Source organism: Streptomyces sp. NPDC047117 (assembly GCF_040643545.1).
Lineage (GTDB): Bacteria > Actinomycetota > Actinomycetes > Streptomycetales > Streptomycetaceae > Streptomyces.
Window position 1 is genome coordinate 113,967 of the sequence record NZ_JBEYUN010000005.1, and the last position, 20,900, is coordinate 134,866.

Consider the following 20,900-nt stretch of genomic DNA (forward strand, 5'->3'; position numbering starts at 1 on the left):
TCGTGCACAGGCGGTCAGCCACGTTCGTGCTCCCGTTCCGCCGCCCGGCGTGCGTCGGCGTACAGGTCGATCTTGTAGTCGAGTACTTCCAGCGTGCTGCGCAGTTCGTCGATCCGGTGCCGGACGTCCTCGCGGTGTGCCGTCAGCAGTTCCTCCCGCTCGGGGAAGGTCTGCGGCCCCTCGCGGACCAGTTCGGCGTACCGGACCATGTCGGCGACCGGCATCCCGGTCAGCCGCAGCTTGCCGACCAGGTCCAGCCAGTCCAGGTCGCGGTTGGTGAAGCGGCGCTGGCCGGTGTGCGTCCGGTCGACGTGCGGCATCAGCCCGATGCGTTCGTACCAGCGCAGCGTGTGGGCGCTGAGGCCGGTGAAGTCGACGACCTCACTGATCGTGTACCGGTCCTGGCCGTCCGGCCGTCGCGGGCCCACCCGCACGCCGGCGCAGTTGCGCGGCCTCGCCCGGGACGTGACCGGAGCGCTCTCCATCACCGACATGCCGTTTCTCCCGTTCGCCGTTTCCCTCACGACGTCTTCAACGCTAGAGAGCTGGAGTGCACTCCAAGCAAGCCCGGACTTGGCGCAATCTTTGGCCGGGCGTGACCGGCCGGCGGCGCCGGGGGCACGCGGCGGGGGCCCGCGGGGCGTCCCTTAGGCTCGGGGCCATGGAGAGCCTGCGGATGATCGAGAACTGGCCGGTGCCCACTGCCGCGGCGGCCGTCGTACGAGCCGACGGCACGGTGGCCGGCACGCACGGGCCGCAGGAGCACCGTTTCGCGCTGGCCTCCGTGACCAAGCCGCTGGCCGCGTACGCCGTGCTGCTCGCGGTGGAGGAAGGCGCGGTCGAGCTGGACGAGCCGGCCGGTCCGGAGGGGGCGACGGTCCGGCACCTGCTGGCGCACACGTCGGGCCTGGCGTTCGACGAGGATCGGATCATGGCGCAGCCGGGGGCCCGGCGGATCTACTCCAACGCCGGTTTCGAGGCGCTCGGCGAGCACCTGGCGAAGGTCACCGACATCCCCTTCCCGCAGTACCTGAAGGAGGCCGTGCTCGATCCGCTGGGCATGGCGGCGACCGAGCTGCCCGCGGGTGGATCGCCGGCCAAGGACGGCGTGTCGACCGCCGCCGACCTGGCCCGGTTCGGGGCCGAGCTGCTGGCGCCGCGGCTGGTCGCGCCCGAGACGCTGGCGGAGGCGACGTCGGTGGTCTTCCCGGGCCTGTCGGGCGTGCTGCCGGGGTACGGCAACCAGAAGCCGAACGACTGGGGGCTGGGCTTCGAGATCCGGGACGGCAAGACGCCGCACTGGACGGGTGCGGGGTCCTCGCCGCGTACGTTCGGGCACTTCGGGCAGGCCGGCACGTTCCTGTGGGTCGACCCGGACGCGGGCGCCGCCTGCGCCGCGCTCGCGGACCGGGCGTTCGGTCCCTGGGCCATCGAGGCGTGGCCGCCCTTCACGGACGCGGTGCTCGCGGACCTGCGCGCCGCCTGAGCACGCAGGTCACGGCCCCGCGCGTCAGCCGAACCTCGGTTCCTCGCGCATCTCCCACATCAGGACCTCCGCCGCCGATTCGGCGGTCAGCTCCAGTTCCCTGGCGTCGGTGACGCGTGCCGCGTCGCCCGCCTCCAGCAGCTTCTGGCCGCCGTCGGTGAGCGCGTCGCCGAGACGTACGGCACCCCGTACGACGTGCAGGTATACCCGGGCGCCGTCCGGTACGGCCGTGCGGTCGCCCGCCGCGAGCCGGCGTACGTGCAGCATCGAGTCGGCGCGCGGCACGGCGTACGGGGTGCCGTCGGCGATGCCGCGCACCACGTCGTAGTCCGGTTCGCCGCCGGGCTCCGTGGGCGCCAGCCACATCTGGACAAAGCGCAGCGGTTCGGGGCCGTCGTTGCGCTCCACGTGGCGTACGCCGCGGGCCGAGCTGAGGCGCTGGACGTCGCCGGGCCGTACGAGGGTTTCGTGTCCTGTGCTGTCGCGGTGGGTGAGTTCGCCCTCGACGACCCAGGTGACGATCTCGGTGTGGCTGTGCGGGTGTTCGTCGAAACCGGCGCCGGGCGCCAGCCGCTCCTCGTTGCACGCGATCAGCGCGCCGAACCTGATGTTGTCCGGGTCGTAGTGGTGGCCGAAGGAGAAGGCGTGGCGGGTCTCGATGCCGGCCTGCGGGTCCCCGCCGGGGTAGCGCTCCTGGGCTCTGCGCACCTGAATCATTCGGCCACCGTAGCCCCACCGCGCCATCACCCCGCCCCGATAAGGCAGGCTTGTGCCCGTGTCTGAACCCGCATCGCACGACGCCCACCCGCACTCCGCGACCCTCCGCCGGCTGGAGAAGTCCTCCGGCAAGCTCGCGGCCCATGCCATCGCCCGGATGGACGAGACACTGCCGTGGTACCGGGCGATGCCTCCGGAGAACCGGTCCTGGATCGGTCTGGTGGCCCAGGCGGGCATCGCCGCCTTCACGGAGTGGTTCCGGCATCCGGAGACTCCGCAGGCGATCTCCACGGACGTCTTCGGTACCGCGCCGCGCGAGCTGACCCGGGCGATCACGCTGCGGCAGACCGTGGAGATGGTGCGCACCACGATCGAGGTCATGGAGACGGCGATCGACGACGTCGCCGCTCCGGGTGATGAATCGGTGCTCCGTGAGGCGCTGCTGGTGTACGCGCGGGAGATCGCCTTCGCGACGGCGCAGGTCTACGCGCAGGCCGCGGAGGCGCGCGGCGCGTGGGACGCGCGGCTGGAGTCGCTGGTGGTCAACGCCGTGCTGTCCGGTGAGGCGGACGAGGGCGCGGTGTCCCGGGCCGCGGCGCTGGGCTGGAACTCCCCCGAGCATGTGGCGGTGGTCCTCGGTACGGCCCCGGACGGGGACAGCGAGCTGACGGTGGAGGCGATCCGGCGGGCGGCGCGGCACGCGAAGCTCCAGGTGCTGACGGGGGTGCTCGGGACGCGCCTGGTGGTGATCGCGGGCGGTTCGGACGAGCCGCTGAAGGCGGCGAAGGCGCTGATCGGGCCGTTCGCCGCGGGTCCGGTGGTGGCGGGTCCGGTGGTCTCGGACCTGCTGGCGGCGACGCGGTCGGCGCAGGCCGCCGCGGCGGGCCTGAAGGCGTGTGCGGCGTGGCCGGACGCGCCGCGTCCGGTGCTGGCCGACGACCTGCTGCCGGAGCGCGCGATGGCCGGTGACCCGGCCGCCCGTGACCAGCTGGTGGAGGAGATCTACAGACCACTGGAGGAGGCGGGCAGCGCCCTCCTGGAGACGCTGAGCGTCTACCTGGAGCAGGCGAGCAGCCTGGAGGGGGCGGCGCGGATGCTCTTCGTGCACCCCAACACCGTGCGCTACCGGCTGCGACGTGTGACCGACGTCACCGGATGGTCGCCGTCCGACGTCCGCTCGGCATTCACCTTGCGTATCGCCCTCATCCTGGGGCGCCTGGCAGACGGTGAGGCGCAGCCCTAAGCTTTTGTCGGACACCAACAATTACCCAGATGGTTCTTCGTCCCTGTCCCCACGGGCGGGCGGGACCTCCCACAAGAGAGAGTGTGAGGGTGCTCGTACTCGTCGCTCCCGGCCAAGGCGCTCAGACGCCCGGCTTCCTGACTCCCTGGCTCGACCTTCCCGGTGTCGAGGACCGGCTTCGTGCCTGGTCCGACGCCATCGGCCTGGACCTGGTCCACTACGGCACGAAGGCGGACGCGGAAGAGATCCGCGACACCGCCGTCGCCCAGCCGCTGCTGGTCGCGTCCGCGCTGATCTCCTCGCGGCAGCTCTTCGCGACGCCGGAGGACTTCGCGGCCCGCGTCGGCGCCGCCGCCGGCCACAGCGTCGGTGAGCTGGCCGCCGCCGCGCTGACCGGCGTGCTGCCGGACGAGGCCGCGATGGCTCTCGTGCGCAAGCGCGGCCTGGCCATGGCCGAGGCCGCCGCCGTCACCGAGACCGGCATGTCCGCCCTGCTGGGCGGCGAGCCGGACGTCGTGCTGCCGCACTTGGAGAAGCTGGGCCTGACCCCCGCGAACGTGAACGGCGCGGGCCAGATCGTGGCCGCCGGCACCGCCGCGCAGCTGGCCGCGCTGGCCGAGGACAAGCCGGAGGGCACCCGGCGGGTCGTCCCGCTGAAGGTGGCCGGCGCGTTCCACACGGTCCACATGGCCCCGGCCGTCTCGGTGCTGGAGACCGCGGTGGCGGAGCTGTCCGCCGCCGCCCCGCACACCCGGTACGTCTCGAACAAGGACGGCGCGGCCGTCGCCTCCGGCCAGGAGGTCGTGGACCGCCTGGTGGGCCAGGTGGCCAACCCGGTGCGCTGGGACCTGTGCATGGAGACCTTCAAGGAGCTGGGCGTCACCGCGATGATCGAGGCGGCCCCCGGCGGGACCCTCGTCGGCCTGGCCAAGCGCGCGCTGCCGGGCGTGAAGACCCTCGCGCTGAAGACGCCGGAGGACCTCGACGCGGCCCGCGAGCTGATCGCCGAGCACGCTTCTCCCGCTGCCGAGAACTCGGCCGGATAAGGAGACCAAAAGCATGACCTCGAAGATCAAGCCCTCGCAGGGCGCCCCGTACGCGCGCATCATGGGCGTGGGCGGCTACCGCCCCGTCAATGTCGTGCCGAACGAGGAGATCCTCAAGTACATCGACTCCTCCGACGAATGGATCCGGTCGCGCTCGGGCATCTCCACGCGGCACTGGGCGGGCCCGGAGGAGACCGTCGCGGCGATGTCGGTGGAGGCCGCCGGCAAGGCGATCGCCGACGCGGGCATCACCCCGGAGCAGGTCGGCGGCGTGATCGTCTCGACGGTCTCGCACTTCAAGCAGACCCCGGCGGTGGCCACGGAGATCGCGCACCGCATCGGTGCCGGCAAGCCGGCCGCGTTCGACATCTCCGCCGGCTGCGCGGGCTTCGGATACGGCCTGACCCTGGCCAAGGGCATGGTCACCGAGGGTTCGGCCGAATACGTGCTGGTCATCGGCGTGGAGCGGCTGTCGGACCTGACCGATCTGGAGGACCGCGCGACGGCCTTCCTCTTCGGCGACGGTGCCGGTGCCGTGGTGGTCGGCCCCTCGCAGGAGCCGGCCATCGGCCCGACGGTCTGGGGCTCGGAGGGCGACAAGTCCGAGACCATCAAGCAGACCCTCGGCTGGGACGTCTACCGCCGCACCCCGGTGCCCGGCGGCGACGGCCCCGGCGACCAGCTGGCCCTGGACGAGATCCGCTACCCGGCGATCACCCAGGAGGGCCAGGCGGTCTTCCGCTGGGCGGTCTTCGAGATGGCCAAGGTCGCCCAGGAGGCGCTGGACGTGGCCGGCGTCAGCCCGGCGGATCTGGACGTCTTCATCCCGCATCAGGCCAACATGCGGATCATCGACTCGATGGTGAAGACGCTCAAACTGCCCGAGTCGGTCACGGTCGCCCGTGACGTGGAGACCACCGGAAACACCTCGGCCGCCTCGATTCCGCTCGCGATGGAGCGGCTGCTGGCGACCGGTCAGGCCAAGAGCGGCGACACCGCACTCGTCATCGGGTTCGGGGCGGGTCTCGTGTACGCCGCCACGGTCGTTACTCTCCCCTAGGCAAGATCTACACAGCACCGGCGTCCCAGGACGTTCCGGCGGCTGTACGGAACTTCACCGCATAGCACAGTTTCACTCGAAAAACACCGAAGGAGCGCCATCATGGCCGCCACTCAGGAAGAGATCGTCGCCGGTCTCGCCGAGATCGTGAACGAGATCGCCGGGATCCCCGTTGAGGACGTCCAGCTGGACAAGTCCTTCACCGATGACCTGGACGTCGACTCGCTGTCCATGGTCGAGGTCGTCGTCGCCGCCGAGGAGCGCTTCGACGTCAAGATCCCCGACGACGACGTCAAGAACCTCAAGACGGTCGGCGACGCCACCAAGTACATCCTCGAGCACCAGGGCTGATCCAGGCCCCCGCATGTCGCCACCCCGCGGTGGCGCCGTCGATTCTCGACCCCTCTACCTGTGGAGACAAGAATTCCCGTGAACGCGACCAATCGCACCGTGGTCGTCACCGGTATCGGCGCAACCACACCGCTGGGTGGCGACACCGCTTCGACCTGGGAAGGTCTGCTGGCGGGCCGCTCCGGCGTGCGGCCCCTGGAAGACGAACGCTTCGCCGACCTCCCCGTCCGGATGGCCGCCACCGCGGCCGTCGACCCGGGCGAGGTCCTGCCCCGTCCCGTCTCCCGCAAGCTGGACCGTTCGGCGCAGTTCGCGCTGATCGCCGCGCGTGAGGCGTGGGCCGACGCCGGCTTCACCGGCCCGGCCGGCGAGGACACCACCGAGGACGGCTCGGCCGTCGTCACCCCCGAGCGCCTGGGCACCGTGATCGCCTCCGGCATCGGCGGCGTGACCACCCTGCTCGACCAGTACGACGTGCTGAAGGACAAGGGCGTACGCCGTGTCTCCCCGCACACCGTGCCCATGCTCATGCCCAACAGCCCGTCCGCCAACGTCGGCCTGGAGGTCGGCGCGCAGGCGGGCGTGCACACCCCGGTGAGCGCCTGCGCCTCGGGCGCCGAGGCCATCGGGTACGCCATCGAGATGATCCGCACCGGCCGTGCCGACGTGGTCGTCGCGGGCGGCACGGAGGCGGCGATCCACCCGCTGCCCCTCGTCGCCTTCGCCAACATGATGGCGATGTCGAAGAACAACGACGAACCCGAGAAGGCGTCGCGCCCGTACGACACCGCCCGGGACGGCTTCGTCCTCGGTGAGGGTGCCGGCGTGGTGATCCTGGAGTCGGCCGAGCACGCCGCCAAGCGTGGCGCCCGCGTGTACTGCGAGGCGCTGGGCCAGGGCCTGTCCGCCGACAGCCACCACATCGCGCAGCCCGAGCCGACCGGCCGCGGCATCGCGGCGGCCGTCCAGAACCTGCTGGACGACACCGACCTCAAGCCGGCCGAGCTGGTGCACCTCAACGCGCACGCCACGTCCACGCCGCTGGGCGACATCGCCGAGATCAAGGCGCTGCGCCGGGTGCTGGGCGACGAGGTCGACCACATCGCGATCTCCGCGACGAAGTCGATGACCGGCCACCTGCTGGGCGGCGCGGGCGGCATCGAGACCGTCGCGACGGTCCTGTCGCTGTACCACCGTCAGGCCCCGCCGACCATCAACGTCGACAACCTCGACGAGGAGATCGACGCGGACATCGTGCGCGACGAGCCCCGGCAGCTGCCGGAGGGCACCATCGCGGCGATCAACAACTCGTTCGGCTTCGGCGGCCACAACGTGGTCCTCGCCTTCCGTACTGTTTAGTGCGCCTAAACCGGCGCCGCTCTCGCGGATCCCGTGCTCGCCGCCTGGGTTCCTCAATTGATGGTTGCGGTGTTCGCCGGTGAAAGGGCCCGCCCGGTCAGTGACCGGGCGGGCCCTTTCGTGTACGCCGCGCCTCAGTCGTCGAAGCTCGCGAAGTACGACGCGGCCATGTCCTCGTCCCCATGGCCCTGTTCCGTGGCGCGGCGGAAGCGTTCCGCGCCCGCGGCCTGGACGTCCAGCCGGACGCCGGCCGCTTTGCCGGCCTCGACGATGAGCCGGGCGTCCTTCTCGGCGGTGCGGGTGGCGAAGCTGGGGTCGAGGTCGCCCTCCAGCAGGGCGCCGGTCTTGGCGCGCAGGTAGCCCATGTCGAGGGGCCCACCCGCGACGGCGTCCAGGAACTCCTGCGGCGCGACGCCGAGCCCCTTGGCGAGGGCCATCGCCTCCGCCGCGCCGTGGGTGACGGTCAGCACCCAGCTGTTGATGACGAGCTTGAGGCGGGTGGCAGCGCCCTCGTCGCCGTTCTCGCCGATCCAGTTCGTACGGCTGCCGATCGCTTCGAAGACGGGCGCGAGCAACTCCCGTGCGGCGCCCGGCCCGGCAGCGAGCACGACGAGCTGCCCCGCCTCGGCGGGTGCCTTGGTACCCAGGACGGGCGCGTCGACGAAGACCAGGCCGTGTTCCTGGGCGAAGCGCGCGAGCTCGCCGAGGGATTCGATGCCGGCGGTGGTGCACTGGGCCCAGACGGTGCCGGGGCTGAGCGCCGTACCGGCGGCCCGCAGGGTCTCCAGCGCTGCCGGGCCGTCGTGCAGCATCGTCAGGACGACGTCGGCGCCGTCCACGGCCTCGGCGGGGGTGTCGGTGACGCGTGCGCCGTCCTCGGCCAGAGGTTCGGCCTTGGCGCGGGTGCGGTTCCACACCCGGACGTCCAGGCCCGCCCTGGCGAGGTTGCGGGCCATCGCCGCGCCCATGATCCCGGTGCCCAGCACTGCTGTCTTTGCGCCTGAACCGGCGCCGCTCTCGCGGACCCCACCCTCGCCGTGGGGGTTGCTCAATTGATGGTTGCGGTACTCGTCGCTCATGGCGCGCACCCTACGTGTCGGGGGGGGTCAGACGACCTGATGCAGCCAGCGGACGGGGGCTCCCTCGCCGGCGTACCGGAAGGGCTCCAACTCGTCGTCCCAGGGCTTGCCGAGGAGCTTGGCGACCTCGGCCTCCAGGTCGGTCTCGCCGCGCGCCGAGCGGGCCAGCGCGGCCCGCAGCCGGTCCTCGGGGATCAGGATGTCGCCGTGGATTCCCGTGACGGCATGGAAGATGCCCAGGTCGGGGGTGGAGCTGTAGCGCTCACCCTCGGCGGCGGCGCACGGCTCGGCGGTCACCTCGAAGCGCAGGAGGTGCCAGCCGCGCAGCGCGGAGGCCAGTTTGGAGGCCGTGCCGGACTCGCCCTGCCAGGAGAACTCCGCGCGCCAGGTGCCGGGCGAGGCGGGCTGGCGGATCCAGTCGAGATTGACGCGCACGCCGAGGACGCCCGCGACGGCCCATTCGACGTGCGGGCACAGCGCGCGCGGAGCGGAGTGGACGTACAGAACTCCACGTGTCGTCACCGGGACCTCCAGTACGGTTCGAGGTTCGCCTTCCCCAGCGGCCTCGTGCCCGTTCCGGTCGCGGCCGGGACAGCTGCTGACATTCTGCCCCAATGATCACTTCGGCACCAGCACGCAAGGTTACCTACAGTAAACACCATGGGGCTCAATTCGCCACAAAAGGGACAGGAAATGACGTGTTGTAATTTGTTCGTACGGAGTGCGCTACTCCTTCGTGTCGCCGCCCGACGGCCACGGGGCAAAGCTACCGCGCTGTGACCGCCGAGGAGTGACGTACCGTCGCTCACGGAAGAGATATCACTCGCACGTCGGAGGGGGACAGGGGATGGCAAAGATCGAACGGGCCGCCGCGCGCCCCCGCCGGCGGCCGGTAACGCTGCCGGCGGCGCTCGTGACAGCACTGCTCCTCACCGTCCCGGCCTGCGGTTCCGGGGCCGGCGACGACAACTCCCCGGGCGCGCACGGGCGCACGGAACCGGCCCGTCCGCACCCGTCCCCCACACCGGTTTGGGACACCCGTCCGGACTCGGTGGCCGCGCTCGGTGACTCGATAACGGCAGGCTTCGACGCCTGCGGGCTGCTCGCCGACTGCTCGGCCGCCTCATGGGCCACGGGCACCGACCCCGCGGTCCGCAGCCTGGCGAGCCGCCTGGTCGCGAAACAGTCCGGGCACGCCTGGAACTTCGCGCGCACCGGTGCGCTCATGGACGATCTGCCGCGCCAGATCGACCGCGCGATTCCGCACAAACCCGAACTTGTCACGATCCTGGTCGGGGCCAACGACGCCTGCCGCAACAACGCCTCCGCCATGACGCCGACGGCCGATTTCCGCGCCGGTTTCCGGACGTCCCTCCAGAAGCTGCGCAAGGCGCTGCCCAAGACGCAGGTCTACGTCGCCGCGGTGCCCGATCTGCTGCGCCTGTGGTCGCAGGGCAGGCAGAACCCGGTGGGCAAGCAGGTGTGGAAGCTCGGGATCTGCCAGTCGATGCTGCGCGACGCCGACGACGTCTCGTCCGCGGCGAACACCCGCAGAGCCGAGGTGCGGGACCAGGTGGTGGCGTACAACAAGGCGCTGCGCGAGGTGTGCGGGACCGACCGCCGCTGCCGGTTCGACCAGGCGGTTTTCGACTACCGCTTCACCGGCCGGGAGTTGAGCGAGTGGGACTGGTTCCACCCCAGCAAGCGGGGCCAGCGGAAACTGGCCGAGATGGCCTACCGCACCGTCACCCGCCCCGAGGGCCGGGGCTGACCCGGCGCACCGGCGGGCGCGCGCGGGCATAAGGTCACCGCATGAGCGCGACGCACGCCGCCGAAGAGCCCTTCGGCACCCTGGAAAACGGCAGTATCGTCCACCGCTGGACACTCGAAGCAGGCGCAGTCCGGGTACGGATCCTGACGTACGGCGGGATCGTGCAGAGCATCGAGACACCGGACCGGCACGGCGAGCGGGGCGAGATCGCCCTCGGCTTCCCGGCCGCCGCCGGGTACGAGGTGCACGGCGAGTCGTACTTCGGGGCGCTGGTGGGGCGGTACGCGGGCCGTATCGGAGGCGCCGCCTTCCCCCTCGGCGGGAAGCGGTACGCCCTCCCCGCCAACGACGGCCCGAACTGCCTGCACGGCGGGGTCGCGAACTTCTCCACGGCCGTCTGGGACGCCGTGCCGTGCCCGGACGGGGTGGAACTGCGGCGGACCAGTCCGGACGGCGAGGAGGGCTTCCCGGGGGCGCTGGACGTCCGCGTCCGGTACACCCTCTCCGCGGCCGGCGAGCTGACCTGCGCCTACCGCGCCACGACGGACGCGCCGACCGTCCTCAACCTCACCAACCACACGTACTTCAACCTCAGCGGGGACGGCAGCGGCGGCGCGGAGACCCACCGCCTCCGGATGGCCGCCGATCACTACCTCCCCGTGGACCCGACGGGCATCCCCGCCGGGCCGCCGGCCCCGGTGGCGGGCACCCGCTTCGACTTCCGGGCCCGCCGTACCGTCGGCCGCGGTTACGACCACACGTTCGTGGTCGGCGACGGCTCCGGGACGATCGGCACGCCCTCCGAGGAGGCGCCGGCGCCGCGCCCGGTGGCCGAGCTGAGCGACCCCTCCTCGGGGCGCGTCGTACGGCTGGCCACGACGGAGCCGGGCGTACAGCTCTACACCGCCGAGCATCTGGACGGTACGTACACGGGCACCACCGGCCGCCCCTATGAGGCGGGCGCCGGCCTCGCCCTGGAGACGCAGCACTTCCCCGACTCGCCCAACCGCCCGGACTTCCCGGGCACGGTGCTGCATCCGGGACAGGTGTTCCGGTCACGGACGGTGTGGGCGTTCGCGGCGGAGTAGCGCAGCGGCTATGGGGGCGGCCGGCTGCACAGAACCCGGACAGGGATCACGGCCGGGTTAAATGCCGGAGAAAACCAGGCGTCTGCACAACAACCCAACTCATCCCTTCCGCGACGGCCGCGCCTGAATATCTCCCGGCAAACCCCGAGGGAGAGTCGCGTTCTTGCACTCCTGGTCATGAGGCTTCGGCGGGTGCCGATGGGCATTCCGGCCCGCGTTGGCCGGAAACCAAGGTGTGACGCACCGTTGGCCGGATAGTCGTGGAGCACTCGCGAACGCGCGCACGCCGGAGCGGGCGGCTTCCCCGCACGACAGCCGGGACATCGCGGATGGCGAATTTGCGCGTCGCGTCGCGCGACTGGTGAGCCACTCCTGCGGCCGCAAGACGATATTCAGCCTCCACCGCTAGCCAGCAAATCGTACATATGACTATTTTGCGCAAGATCACTTCTGTAAGTGAACCGTTGACCTCCGCCTGATCGATCATGTTAGATTCACGCTACAAAGAATCGATCGGCTCGCCCATCCTCGTTATTCCTTCATGGAGTAAGTAGACCAGCGAGCCGCATTGGAGGGGGAGATGGGGGAGTTATCGCGTGCCGCGAACGCGGCACGCTCATCCACGTCGCACGACTGCGTACACAGACTTTTCGTCACGCAAGCCGAACGCACTCCCGATGCGATTGCGGTGCGCTTACGCTCCGATCGCCTGACCTATCGGGAGCTTGACCGGCAGAGCAACCGAATCGCCAATTCTCTGATTGCACGGGGAATTAACCGTGGCGCTCTGGTTGCGGTCCAGCTGGACCGTTCCATCGAATTGGTCGCTGCCCTTCTGGGAATCCTCAAGGCCGGCGCCGCTTACGTGCCGATCGATGTCCATACGCCGACCGCCCGTCGGGAATCGATCCTGCGGCAGACCCGGGCCGGTGTCCTCATCACGCACTCCGGGACGGACACGACGGCGTGCCCGGAAAGCTGCCACCCGCTGTTCCTCGACGACCTGGGCACCTGGCGGGACCACGCCGACTCTCCGCCCTCGGTCCGGACGGACCCCGCGGACGTCGTGTACGTGCTGTTCACCTCGGGCACGACCGGTGCCCCCAAGGGCGTGGTCGTCGAGCATGCCGGGGTCGTCAACATCCTTTCCTGGATGATCCGCGAGTACGGCTTCACCCCCGGCGACCGCGTGCTGCAGAAGACCCCCTACACGTTCGACGCCTCGGTCTGGGAGTTCTTCGTTCCGCTGTTGAGCGGCGGGACGGTCGTCCTGGCCGAGCCGGACGGGCACCGGGACCCCGGTTACCTGGCCCGCGCCGTGCGGGAGTACGGCGTCACCACCCTTCAGCTGGTGCCGTCGATGCTCCGGCACGTCCTGGCGGAGCCTGTCTTCACGCGGTGTTCTTCACTGCGCCAGGTGTTCTGCGGCGGGGAAGCCCTGCCCCTCGACCTGCAGAACCGCTTCTTCGAGCGCATGCCGGTCCCGCTGCACAACCTCTACGGCCCCACGGAGACCTCGGTCCAGGTGATGACCTGGACCTGCCGGCCGGACGACGCACGGCCGTACGTACCCATCGGACGGCCCGTGGACAACATCCTGACGCGGGTGCTGGACCCGTCCGGCCGCCATGTCGCCGCGGGAGAGGCCGGAGAGCTGTACATCGGCGGTATCGCCGTCGCCCGGGAATACCTGGGCGACCGCGACCGGACGGCGCGGCACTTCGTGACCGACCCCGGATCCATGACCCCGGAACTGCCCACCAGGTTCTACCGGACAGGCGACCTGGTGCGCGAGCACGAGGACGGCACCTTCGAATTCCTGGGCCGTCTGGACGAACAGATCAAGGTCCAGGGGTTCCGCGTGGAACCCGGCGAGATCGAGACGCGGCTCCGGCAATTTCCAGCGGTACGAAACGCCGCCGTACTCGCCGAGGAGAACATCGTCGTCGGCAGCACCCGATTGGTCGCCTACCTGGAAACCGAAGCGGCCGCGATAGACCTTCGCCGGCTGCGTGACCATCTCGCCGAACACCTTCCCGCATACATGGTGCCCACTCTTTTCCGGGCGGTGGACGCACTTCCGCTGTCCCGCCACGGAAAGCTGGACCGGGCACTGCTGAGCCGGCTCCCGCATACGGTGATAGCCGGTCCTTCCGAAGCGGAAGAAAGCGCGGATGGGGTGGAAAACACACTCATCCGAATCTGGCGGGAAATTCTGGACGTCCCCTCAGTAGGCGTGCGGGACGACTTCTTCGAGCTCGGCGGGGACTCCATGGCGGGGCTCATGTTGATCGCCGAAGCCAAGAGTGAGGGCCTTTCCATCACTCCGCACGACCTTTTCACCCTGCGTCGTCTCGACGCCCTCGCGGCGCACTGTCGGAACCTCATCTCCGGCTGACGCCCGACGACTGCACGAAGCACACCGCACGACAAACCTCGACCAATTCTCCTCGACCGTGCGCGGCACTTTCCGTCGCGAGCCGTCGAAGCATTTGCCATGCCCTGGGGAGGCACGCCGTGAACGATGCAAGTGAGCCGCTGTCGTATACGCAGGAAAGCCTGTGGCTGATCGAAAACATGTCCCGGCAGGACGAGCCGGTATACAACGAACCGCTGGCTTTCCGGATCGCGGGACAGCTGGATGTGGGCGCACTCGACCGGGCCCTGGCGCAGACCGTCGCGCGCCACGAGGCGCTGCGTACCTCGTTCGTGGGCACGGCCGACGGAATCCGCGCCGTGGTGAAGGACGAGGTACCCGACTTCGTCGAAACGGTCGACCTGCGGCAGCTGCCGGACAAGGAGCAGGCACGGCTGCAGGCCCAGCAATTGCTGGACGGTGCCTACGCCCGCCCGTTCGACCTGGCCGAAGGCCGGCTGATCCGCGCACTGATCGTGCTGGTCGATGACGCCGAGACCCTGCTGGGGCTGACGGTTCATCACATCGCGGCCGATGGCTGGGGGCTCGGGCTCGTCCTGGACGACGTCCGCAAGCGGTACATCGCCCTGACTCAGGACCGCGAGCCCGGCACCCTCACGGTCGCGCCGGCACCCCGGTTCTCCGACTACGTGCACCGGCTCCGCGACCGGTACGAGCAGGGCGACTTCGACGCGGACATCGCGTACTGGAACGGTCTCCTGCAGAACGGACCGGAGCTGCTGAAGCTCCCCACCGACCGGCCGCGCCCGCCGATGCAGACCTTCACCGGCGCGACGCGTACCGTCACAGCCGACCGCGAGAAGATCAAGCAACTCATCGACCGCTGCCACCGAGCCTGCGGGAGCACTGAATTCGGCGTGCTGCTCGCGTCCTGGGCCCTCCTGCTGCACCGGTACTCGGGGCAGGACCAGGTCACGGTCGGCACCACCGTCCTCAATCGCAGCACCGTGGAAGAACTGAGCACCGTTGGCTGCTTCGTCAACACAGCGCCTCTCCCCTTTTCCTTCGGCGAGGGCAGCATGACTTACCGGCAGCTGCTGGCCGACACCACGGGTTCCCTGGTCCAGATGCTGCAGCACCAGGAGGCTCCCTACCCGAAGGTCGTGGAGAGCCTCTCCGTCGACCGGGACCCGAGCCACCACCCGGTCTTCCAGACGATGATGACGCTGCTCGGCAAGCGCAAGGTGCTGCGGCTCGGCGACGGGCTGGAGGTACGGGCTCATCCGGTCAACCGGGCAGCCAGCAAGTTCGACCTTCTCCTCTACGTGACCGAGGACGGCGACGCGGTCGAGTTCGAGGCCGAGTTCAACACGGACCTGTTCGACCCGGAGACGGTCGAGCGGATGCTGAACCAGTACGTGCATCTCCTGCACCAGCTGGCGGACGACATCGACGTCGAGGTGGACCGCGTCCCGATCCTGCCGCCGGACGAGAAGGCCCTGATCCTCGACCGGTGGAACAACACCGCAGCGGAGTACCCGGACTCGACGGTGGTGGACACCATCGAGGCACAGGCCGCACGGACTCCCGATGCCATCGCCGTGGAGTTCCGGGGCCGCACGCTGACGTACGAGGAGCTGGACCGCCTCGGCAACAGGGTGGCCCATGCGCTGCTGGCCGAGCAGGCGGACGACACGTCGGGGTTCGTCGGGGTGTACATGGAACGCTCCGTCGACATGGTGGTGGCGCTCCTGGCCGTCATGAAGGCGGGGCTCGCCTACGTACCGATCGATCCTGAATATCCGTTGGAGCGTATTCAGTACATGATCGAGGATTCGGCGGTGCCGCTGATCCTCACCCAGGACAGGTTCCTGGCCGACCTGGCACCCGTGCCGGCCCTGGCGCGCACGGTGTCCGAGCTGACGGCACACACCGCTGACGAGCAGCCCGTGCCCCGGAGCCTCGGGCCGGACTCGCGGGCGTACATGATCTACACCTCCGGTTCCACCGGACGCCCCAAGGGTGTGGTCAACCGGCACGCGGCGCTGTTCAACCGGCTCACCTGGATGCAGTCGGAGTATCAGCTGACCGCGGAGGACCGGGTCCTCCAGAAGACTCCCTTCAGCTTCGACGTATCCGTCTGGGAGTTCTTCTGGCCGCTGATGTTCGGTGCCCGCATCGTGGTGGCCGAACCGGGCGGGCACCGCGATCCCGACTACCTGAAGTCGGTGATCAGCGCATCGAAGGTGACCACCTGCCACTTCGTGCCCTCGATGCTGAACGTGTTCCTCGAAGAGGAGGAACTCGGTACGTACTGCGCTTCATTGCGCCAGGTCTTCTGCAGCGGGGAGGCTCTTCCCTACCACACGGTCGAGAAGTTCTACCGGTCTCTTCCGTCCGCGCTGCACAACCTCTACGGGCCCACCGAAGCGGCGATCGACGTCTCGTACTGGCCGTGCACCCTGGACTACCCGGGCAACGTCGTCCCCATCGGGCGGCCGATCGCCAATATCAGGCTGCTGGTGGTCGACCGGAACAGGCGGCTCCAGCCCATCGGCGTCCCCGGTGAGCTGTGCATCGCCGGTGTCGGGCTGGCCGAGGGCTACCACAACCGGCCGGACCTCACGGAGAAGGCCTTCGTGGCCGGTCCCTTCGAGGATTTCGCCGAGTCGCGGCTGTACCGGACCGGGGACTTGGCGCGGTACCTCCCGGACGGACAGATCGAATACCTCGGGCGCATCGACAACCAGGTGAAGCTGCGCGGTTTCCGCATCGAGCTGGGTGAGATCGAAGCCGCGGTACAGGCGCTTCCGTCCGTGCGCGAAGGTGCGGTGATCGTGCACGAGCACATGGGCAACCGCATGCTGGTGGCGTATGTGGCGGCCGATGAGCGGTTCAGCACCGCGGCGGCCAAGGAGGCGCTCAAGCGACAGCTCCCGGAGTTCATGGTCCCGCAGCTCTTCGTGGCGCTGCCGGCCGTGCCGACCACGGTCAACGGCAAGCTGGACCGCAAGGCGCTCCCCGATCCGATGGCGCAGCCGGCCGGGCAGGGCACCGACGACGCCGGGAGCGCCCCGGCGGCGACGGAGGAGGAGCGTGCGCTCGCGGCTGCTTGGGGAGAGGTCCTTGGCCTCGCAACTGTGGGGATCGACCACAACTTCTTCGAGCTCGGCGGCGACTCCATCACCAGCATCAAGATCGCCGTGCGGATGCGCGACCACGGGTACCACTTGGAGGTGAAGGACATCTTCGCGGCACCGACCATCCGGGAGCTCGCCCGCGGCCTACGGGCGGTGGGCGACGGCGCGGGGGCGCCGGCCGTCGGAGGAACGGAGCCCTTCGCGACCGTACCCGCCGAGGACCGGGCGGACCTGCCGGCCTCCGTGGTGGATGCGTGGCCGCTGACCACCCTGCAATCCGGCATGATCTACCACTCGATGCTGCATGAGGAGTCGCCCGTCTACCACGACATCTTCTCGTACGACATCGATGGCCCCTTGCACCGCGAGCACCTGGTGACCGCCGTGCGTGCCGTGGTGCGCCGGCATGCACAGCTCCGGTCGAGCTTCGACCTCAGCAGTTTCGGTGAACCGTTGCAGCTGGTCCATGCGCAGGCCGAGCCGCCGGTGGACTTCGCCGATCTCACGCAGCTGGATCAGGAAGCCCAGGACGCAGCAGTCCTCCGCTGGACGGACGAGGAGAAGACCCGGGGATTCGCCCTGGAGCAGGCTCCTCTTGTGCGCTTCAGGGTCCACGTCCGTGCGCAGCACCGCTTCACGCTGTCGCTCTCCTTCCACCACGCCATCCTCGACGGCTGGAGCGTCGCACTGGTGATCGAGGACATCCGCAAGACCTATGCGGGGCTGCTCACCGGGGCTCGCCCCGAGCCGGATCAGGGGGCGGAGGAGCTGTCCTACGGGACGTATGTGGCCCTGGAGCAGGCTGCCCTGGACGATCCGGCAGCCGCTGCCTTCTGGGCCGGCCGGCTCTCCGGCTTCCCCGCTTCCCTGCTGTCGGAGGGGCCCGCGGCGGGTGGTGGCGTGCCCGGCCGACAGGAGTCGAGCTCCCGGACGCTGCCGGAACCGGTGGTGACAAGGATTCGGGAACTGGCCGCCGCATCGGGTGTACCGGTGAAGAGCGCACTGCTCGCGCTGCACGTGCGCGTACTGGCACAGCTGCTGGGCAGCTCCGATGTGGTCTCGGGTCTGGTGAGCAATGGCCGCCCCGAGGTCGCCGGTGGCGAGAAGGCCGCCGGGCTGTTCCTCAACACACTGCCGTTCCCCGTGTCGGGCGCCGACGACGACCCCGGCGACGTCGCCCGGCGCGTCTTCGCCCTGGAACAGGAGGCCGTGGCGTACCGCAGGCTCCCGCTGGCCCACATCCTCAAGCAGGACGGCCGGGGTGAGCTCTTCGACTGCGTCTTCAACTACACCGACTTCCACGTCTACCGCTCGGCGGACGACGGGGTGGCCATCACCGGTGCCCGCTACTTCGAGCAGACCAACTTCGGCGCCGTCGTCCATGCGCACCGCGACAACTTCTCCGGCGAGCTGGGCCTCACGGTCAATTACGACCCGGGGCGGATCGACCACGCCACGGTGGCTCGCTACCTCGACGGATTCCTGGCAGCAGCCGCAGGGCAGGGCTCCGCGAGTGCCCGCGGGGCCGTCGACCCCGCGGTCGTTGCCCAGGTCGCGGAGGTCGTGGCCAAGGTGCTCCGGCTGCCAGGGATCGAGCCGCACGACAACTACCTCGAACTGGGGGTGGACTCGATCTCCAGTATCCGTATCGTCGCGCGGCTCAAGCGCCAGGGCATCAAGATCACCGTCCAGGACGTCTTCGAACACCCCACGGCGGCAGCGCTCGCCGCGCACCTCACCTCTGGTGCGGTGCCTCAAGCCGAAGTCGAGCGGGTCCGCCCCTTCGAACTGGCCGGCGCGCCCCGGGAGGAGTTCCCGGCCCATGTGTCGGACGCGTACCCCGCAACCTCACTGCAGCTGGAGATGATCCGGCATCACGAGGCCGACGTGGCACAAGCGGTGTACCACGACGTCTTCGCGTACCAACTCGGTCTACCGCTCGACGAAGCGCTGCTGCGGAGCGCCTTGCAGCGCATGGTCGACACGCACGACACGCTGCGTACCGCATTCGATCTGGCGGCACTGCCGGAACCGCTGCAGCTGGTGCACGACACGGTCACTCCCTCGCTCGACGTATTCGATCTTCGTCAGCTGCCGGGCGAGGAGCAGGCGGCGGCCTTCGACCACTGGTTCGAGGGCGAGAAGGCCACCGGCTTCTCCTGGGACCGTCCGCCTCTCATGCGCTTCTTCGCGCACCGCACGGACGCCTCGTCCTTCACCCTTACCCTGAGCTTTCACCACTCGGTGATCGACGGCTGGAGCCTGTCGCTGTTCGTCCGCGACCTCGTAGGGCTCTATGCCGCGGCACTGGAGACCGGCCGGGTAGGTGATCCGCACAAGCCCTCGGCCGCCTACCGCGACTATGTCGCGGCCGAACGCGAGAGCCGCCGGTCATCGCAGCAGCGGGACTTCTGGCGGAAGGAACTGGAGGGCGTGGAGCTCGCTCCGCTCCCCCGACCGGTGCGTGGCGCCGGTGGCACCCGCTGGAGCGAGACCAAACTGGTGGTGGAGCCGGCGAAGCAGGACGCCCTGCACGACCTTTCCCGTCGCACAGGTGTACCGCTGAAGCACCTTATGCTCTCCGTCCATCTGGTGGTCCTGAGCCGGCTGCAGCGGCGGACCGATGTGGTCACGGGTGTCTTCACCGGCGGCCGGCTGGAGGAAGAAGGCGCCGAGGAAGTACTGGGCCTGTTCCTGAACTTCGTGCCGTTCCGGCACGACCTCACGGGGGCGACGTGGCGCTCCCTCATCGAGCGCACCTTCGCGCAGGACCGCCGCATCCTTCCGTACCGGCGCTACCCGCTGCGCAGCATCGAGAACGACCTGGGCGTGGCTGCCGGCGTGGCGGCCACCTTCAACTACACGCAGTTCGCGTCGTACGGCGACGTGGCGCGGGAGCAGGCGCTCCAGCACATCCAGTGGTTCGAGCACACGCACTTCCCGCTGCTGGCCAACGTCGGCCATGACCTGCACCAGCAGAACATCGTGATCACGCTCAACGCGGACGGCCGTCTCCTGCCCCAGCCCTGGGTGGAAACGCTCGGCGAGCTCTACGACGCGGTCATCGACCGCATGGTCGAGGCCCCCGACGCACCGGTCGACGCCGCGTCCGAAGCCATGACGAAGATCACCGACCTGCTGTTCGACGACGAAACGCAGCGGTAGTCGCGAACGCGTCCCGTCCTGCCGGGCGCTTCCGGCCGTACGGCCCGGCCGGACCCGGCCGTACGGCCGTCCCACCTCACCGTCCCACCTACCTTGGAGTCCGAGTGACCGACACCTTCATCCGGAACGCGGGCGAGATCGCCACGCACCAGCAGTCCGACGGCTACCTCTCGCACTACCGCCGTTGGGGCCGTGCGGAGGGCGGGGACGTCGTCGTGATCCTGCACGGCGGCATCAGCCACGCCGCCTGGCAGGCCCCCCTCGCCGAGGCGGTGCTGGCCGCATCCGACTGCTCCTTCATCGCACTGGACCGGCGCGGGTCCGGCCTCAACCAGGAGAGCCGCGGCCACCTCCCATCGGAGACGCGGGAGGTCGAGGACGTGGTGTCCTTCCTGCGCTCTCTCGCCGGCTCCTACCGACGGGTCCATCTGGCCGGCTGGTGCTTCGGCGGTCAGATCGCCGCCATCATCGCCGGGGAGCTGGCCGGGCAGAACGTCATCAGCAGCCTGAGCATGATCGCTCCGGGGTTCGTGTTCAACGAGCGCTACGGTGACGTGCTCCGGCTGAGCATGCAGGCGGTGGCGGAGGTCGTCGAGGCGCTGGGCGTACGGCCCGAGCCGGAGCACGCCTTCATTCCGGTTCCGCTCCAGCCGAGCGACTTCACACCGGACACCGCATGGCAGAAGTTCGCCATGGAGGACGAGCTCAAGCTGCGCAAGGTCACCCAGAGCACGGTGGACGTGTGGAACCAGCTGGCCGACCGGTCGCGTGCGGTGCTCTCCGAACTCGGCGACGTGCCCGTGCTGGCCGTCTTCGGTGAGACCGACCGACTCGTCGACAACGACGGTGTCGAGAGGATGCTGCGGGAGAAGGTCACCGGCGTTCCCCCCGTCGTCCACCGCCTCGACGCTCCGCACGCCATCCAGTTCGAGTCCTCCGACATGCTCGCGAAACTGCTGGTCGAGTTTCTGAACAACGTCCGATGACCGGTTAGTCCCCGGCCCCGGGCCCCAGCCGC

General features: G+C 69.6%; 15 protein-coding genes. 11 read left to right on the plus strand and 4 right to left on the minus strand.

Going from position 1 to position 20,900, the window contains the following annotated elements:
- Positions 1-14: 14 nt before the first annotated feature.
- A complete protein-coding gene (locus ABZ840_RS11265; RefSeq protein WP_361556905.1) occupies positions 15-494 on the minus strand; it encodes a MerR family transcriptional regulator in 480 nt (159 codons plus the stop codon).
- Between the two features lie 167 nt (positions 495-661).
- On the opposite strand from ABZ840_RS11265, the gene ABZ840_RS11270 reads away from it, so the two are divergent.
- On the plus strand, positions 662-1,486 hold the full coding sequence (locus ABZ840_RS11270; protein WP_361556908.1) for a serine hydrolase domain-containing protein: 825 nt from the start codon (positions 662-664) through the stop codon (positions 1,484-1,486).
- A 24-nt stretch (positions 1,487-1,510) separates the two neighbouring features.
- Here the strand turns inward: ABZ840_RS11270 and ABZ840_RS11275 are convergent, their stop codons facing one another.
- A complete protein-coding gene (locus ABZ840_RS11275) occupies positions 1,511-2,203 on the minus strand; it encodes a pirin family protein (protein ID WP_361556911.1) in 693 nt (230 codons plus the stop codon).
- A 58-nt stretch (positions 2,204-2,261) separates the two neighbouring features.
- On the opposite strand from ABZ840_RS11275, the gene ABZ840_RS11280 reads away from it, so the two are divergent.
- The 5 genes from ABZ840_RS11280 to ABZ840_RS11300 all read left to right on the plus strand — a co-directional run bounded on the left by ABZ840_RS11280 (position 2,262) and on the right by ABZ840_RS11300 (position 7,262).
- Positions 2,262-3,446, plus strand: coding sequence for a helix-turn-helix domain-containing protein (locus ABZ840_RS11280; RefSeq protein WP_030249149.1), 1,185 nt, complete (start codon positions 2,262-2,264; stop codon positions 3,444-3,446).
- 89 nt (positions 3,447-3,535) lie between these two features.
- Positions 3,536-4,492: an ACP S-malonyltransferase gene (locus tag ABZ840_RS11285; protein ID WP_361556913.1), complete on the plus strand. Its 957-nt coding sequence runs from the start codon at positions 3,536-3,538 to the stop codon at positions 4,490-4,492.
- A 13-nt stretch (positions 4,493-4,505) separates the two neighbouring features.
- Entirely contained in the window at positions 4,506-5,552 is a 1,047-nt protein-coding gene (locus ABZ840_RS11290; RefSeq protein WP_361556915.1) for a ketoacyl-ACP synthase III, read from the plus strand.
- Between the two features lie 102 nt (positions 5,553-5,654).
- Complete coding sequence (locus ABZ840_RS11295) at positions 5,655-5,903, plus strand: acyl carrier protein (RefSeq protein WP_016642582.1); 249 nt, start codon at positions 5,655-5,657, stop codon at positions 5,901-5,903.
- A 78-nt stretch (positions 5,904-5,981) separates the two neighbouring features.
- Positions 5,982-7,262 carry a beta-ketoacyl-[acyl-carrier-protein] synthase family protein gene (locus tag ABZ840_RS11300; protein ID WP_361556918.1) on the plus strand — a complete coding sequence of 427 codons (1,281 nt, stop codon included), beginning with the start codon at positions 5,982-5,984 and terminating at the stop codon, positions 7,260-7,262.
- Between the two features lie 134 nt (positions 7,263-7,396).
- Here the strand turns inward: ABZ840_RS11300 and ABZ840_RS11305 are convergent, their stop codons facing one another.
- Positions 7,397-8,350: an NAD(P)-dependent oxidoreductase gene (locus ABZ840_RS11305; protein WP_361556920.1), complete on the minus strand. Its 954-nt coding sequence runs from the start codon at positions 8,348-8,350 to the stop codon at positions 7,397-7,399.
- Positions 8,351-8,368: 18 nt separating this feature from the next.
- Entirely contained in the window at positions 8,369-8,863 is a 495-nt protein-coding gene (locus tag ABZ840_RS11310; protein ID WP_030618245.1) for a DUF3145 domain-containing protein, read from the minus strand.
- Between the two features lie 325 nt (positions 8,864-9,188).
- Here ABZ840_RS11310 and ABZ840_RS11315 point away from each other — a divergent pair, with 325 nt between their 5' ends.
- The 5 genes from ABZ840_RS11315 (at position 9,189) to ABZ840_RS11335 (ending at position 20,868) form a co-directional block, all read left to right on the plus strand.
- Positions 9,189-10,112: an SGNH/GDSL hydrolase family protein gene (locus ABZ840_RS11315; protein WP_361556922.1), complete on the plus strand. Its 924-nt coding sequence runs from the start codon at positions 9,189-9,191 to the stop codon at positions 10,110-10,112.
- Positions 10,113-10,153: 41 nt separating this feature from the next.
- Positions 10,154-11,200 carry an aldose epimerase family protein gene (locus ABZ840_RS11320; RefSeq protein WP_361556924.1) on the plus strand — a complete coding sequence of 349 codons (1,047 nt, stop codon included), beginning with the start codon at positions 10,154-10,156 and terminating at the stop codon, positions 11,198-11,200.
- A gap of 580 nt (positions 11,201-11,780) precedes the next feature.
- Positions 11,781-13,598 carry an amino acid adenylation domain-containing protein gene (locus tag ABZ840_RS11325; RefSeq protein ID WP_361556927.1) on the plus strand — a complete coding sequence of 606 codons (1,818 nt, stop codon included), beginning with the start codon at positions 11,781-11,783 and terminating at the stop codon, positions 13,596-13,598.
- A 119-nt stretch (positions 13,599-13,717) separates the two neighbouring features.
- The gene (locus ABZ840_RS11330; protein ID WP_361556930.1) at positions 13,718-19,882 is read left to right on the plus strand and encodes an amino acid adenylation domain-containing protein; all 6,165 of its coding nucleotides are present in this window, start codon (positions 13,718-13,720) and stop codon (positions 19,880-19,882) included.
- Positions 19,883-19,986: 104 nt separating this feature from the next.
- Positions 19,987-20,868, plus strand: coding sequence for an alpha/beta fold hydrolase (locus ABZ840_RS11335; RefSeq protein WP_361556933.1), 882 nt, complete (start codon positions 19,987-19,989; stop codon positions 20,866-20,868).
- Positions 20,869-20,900: the final 32 nt, after the last annotated feature.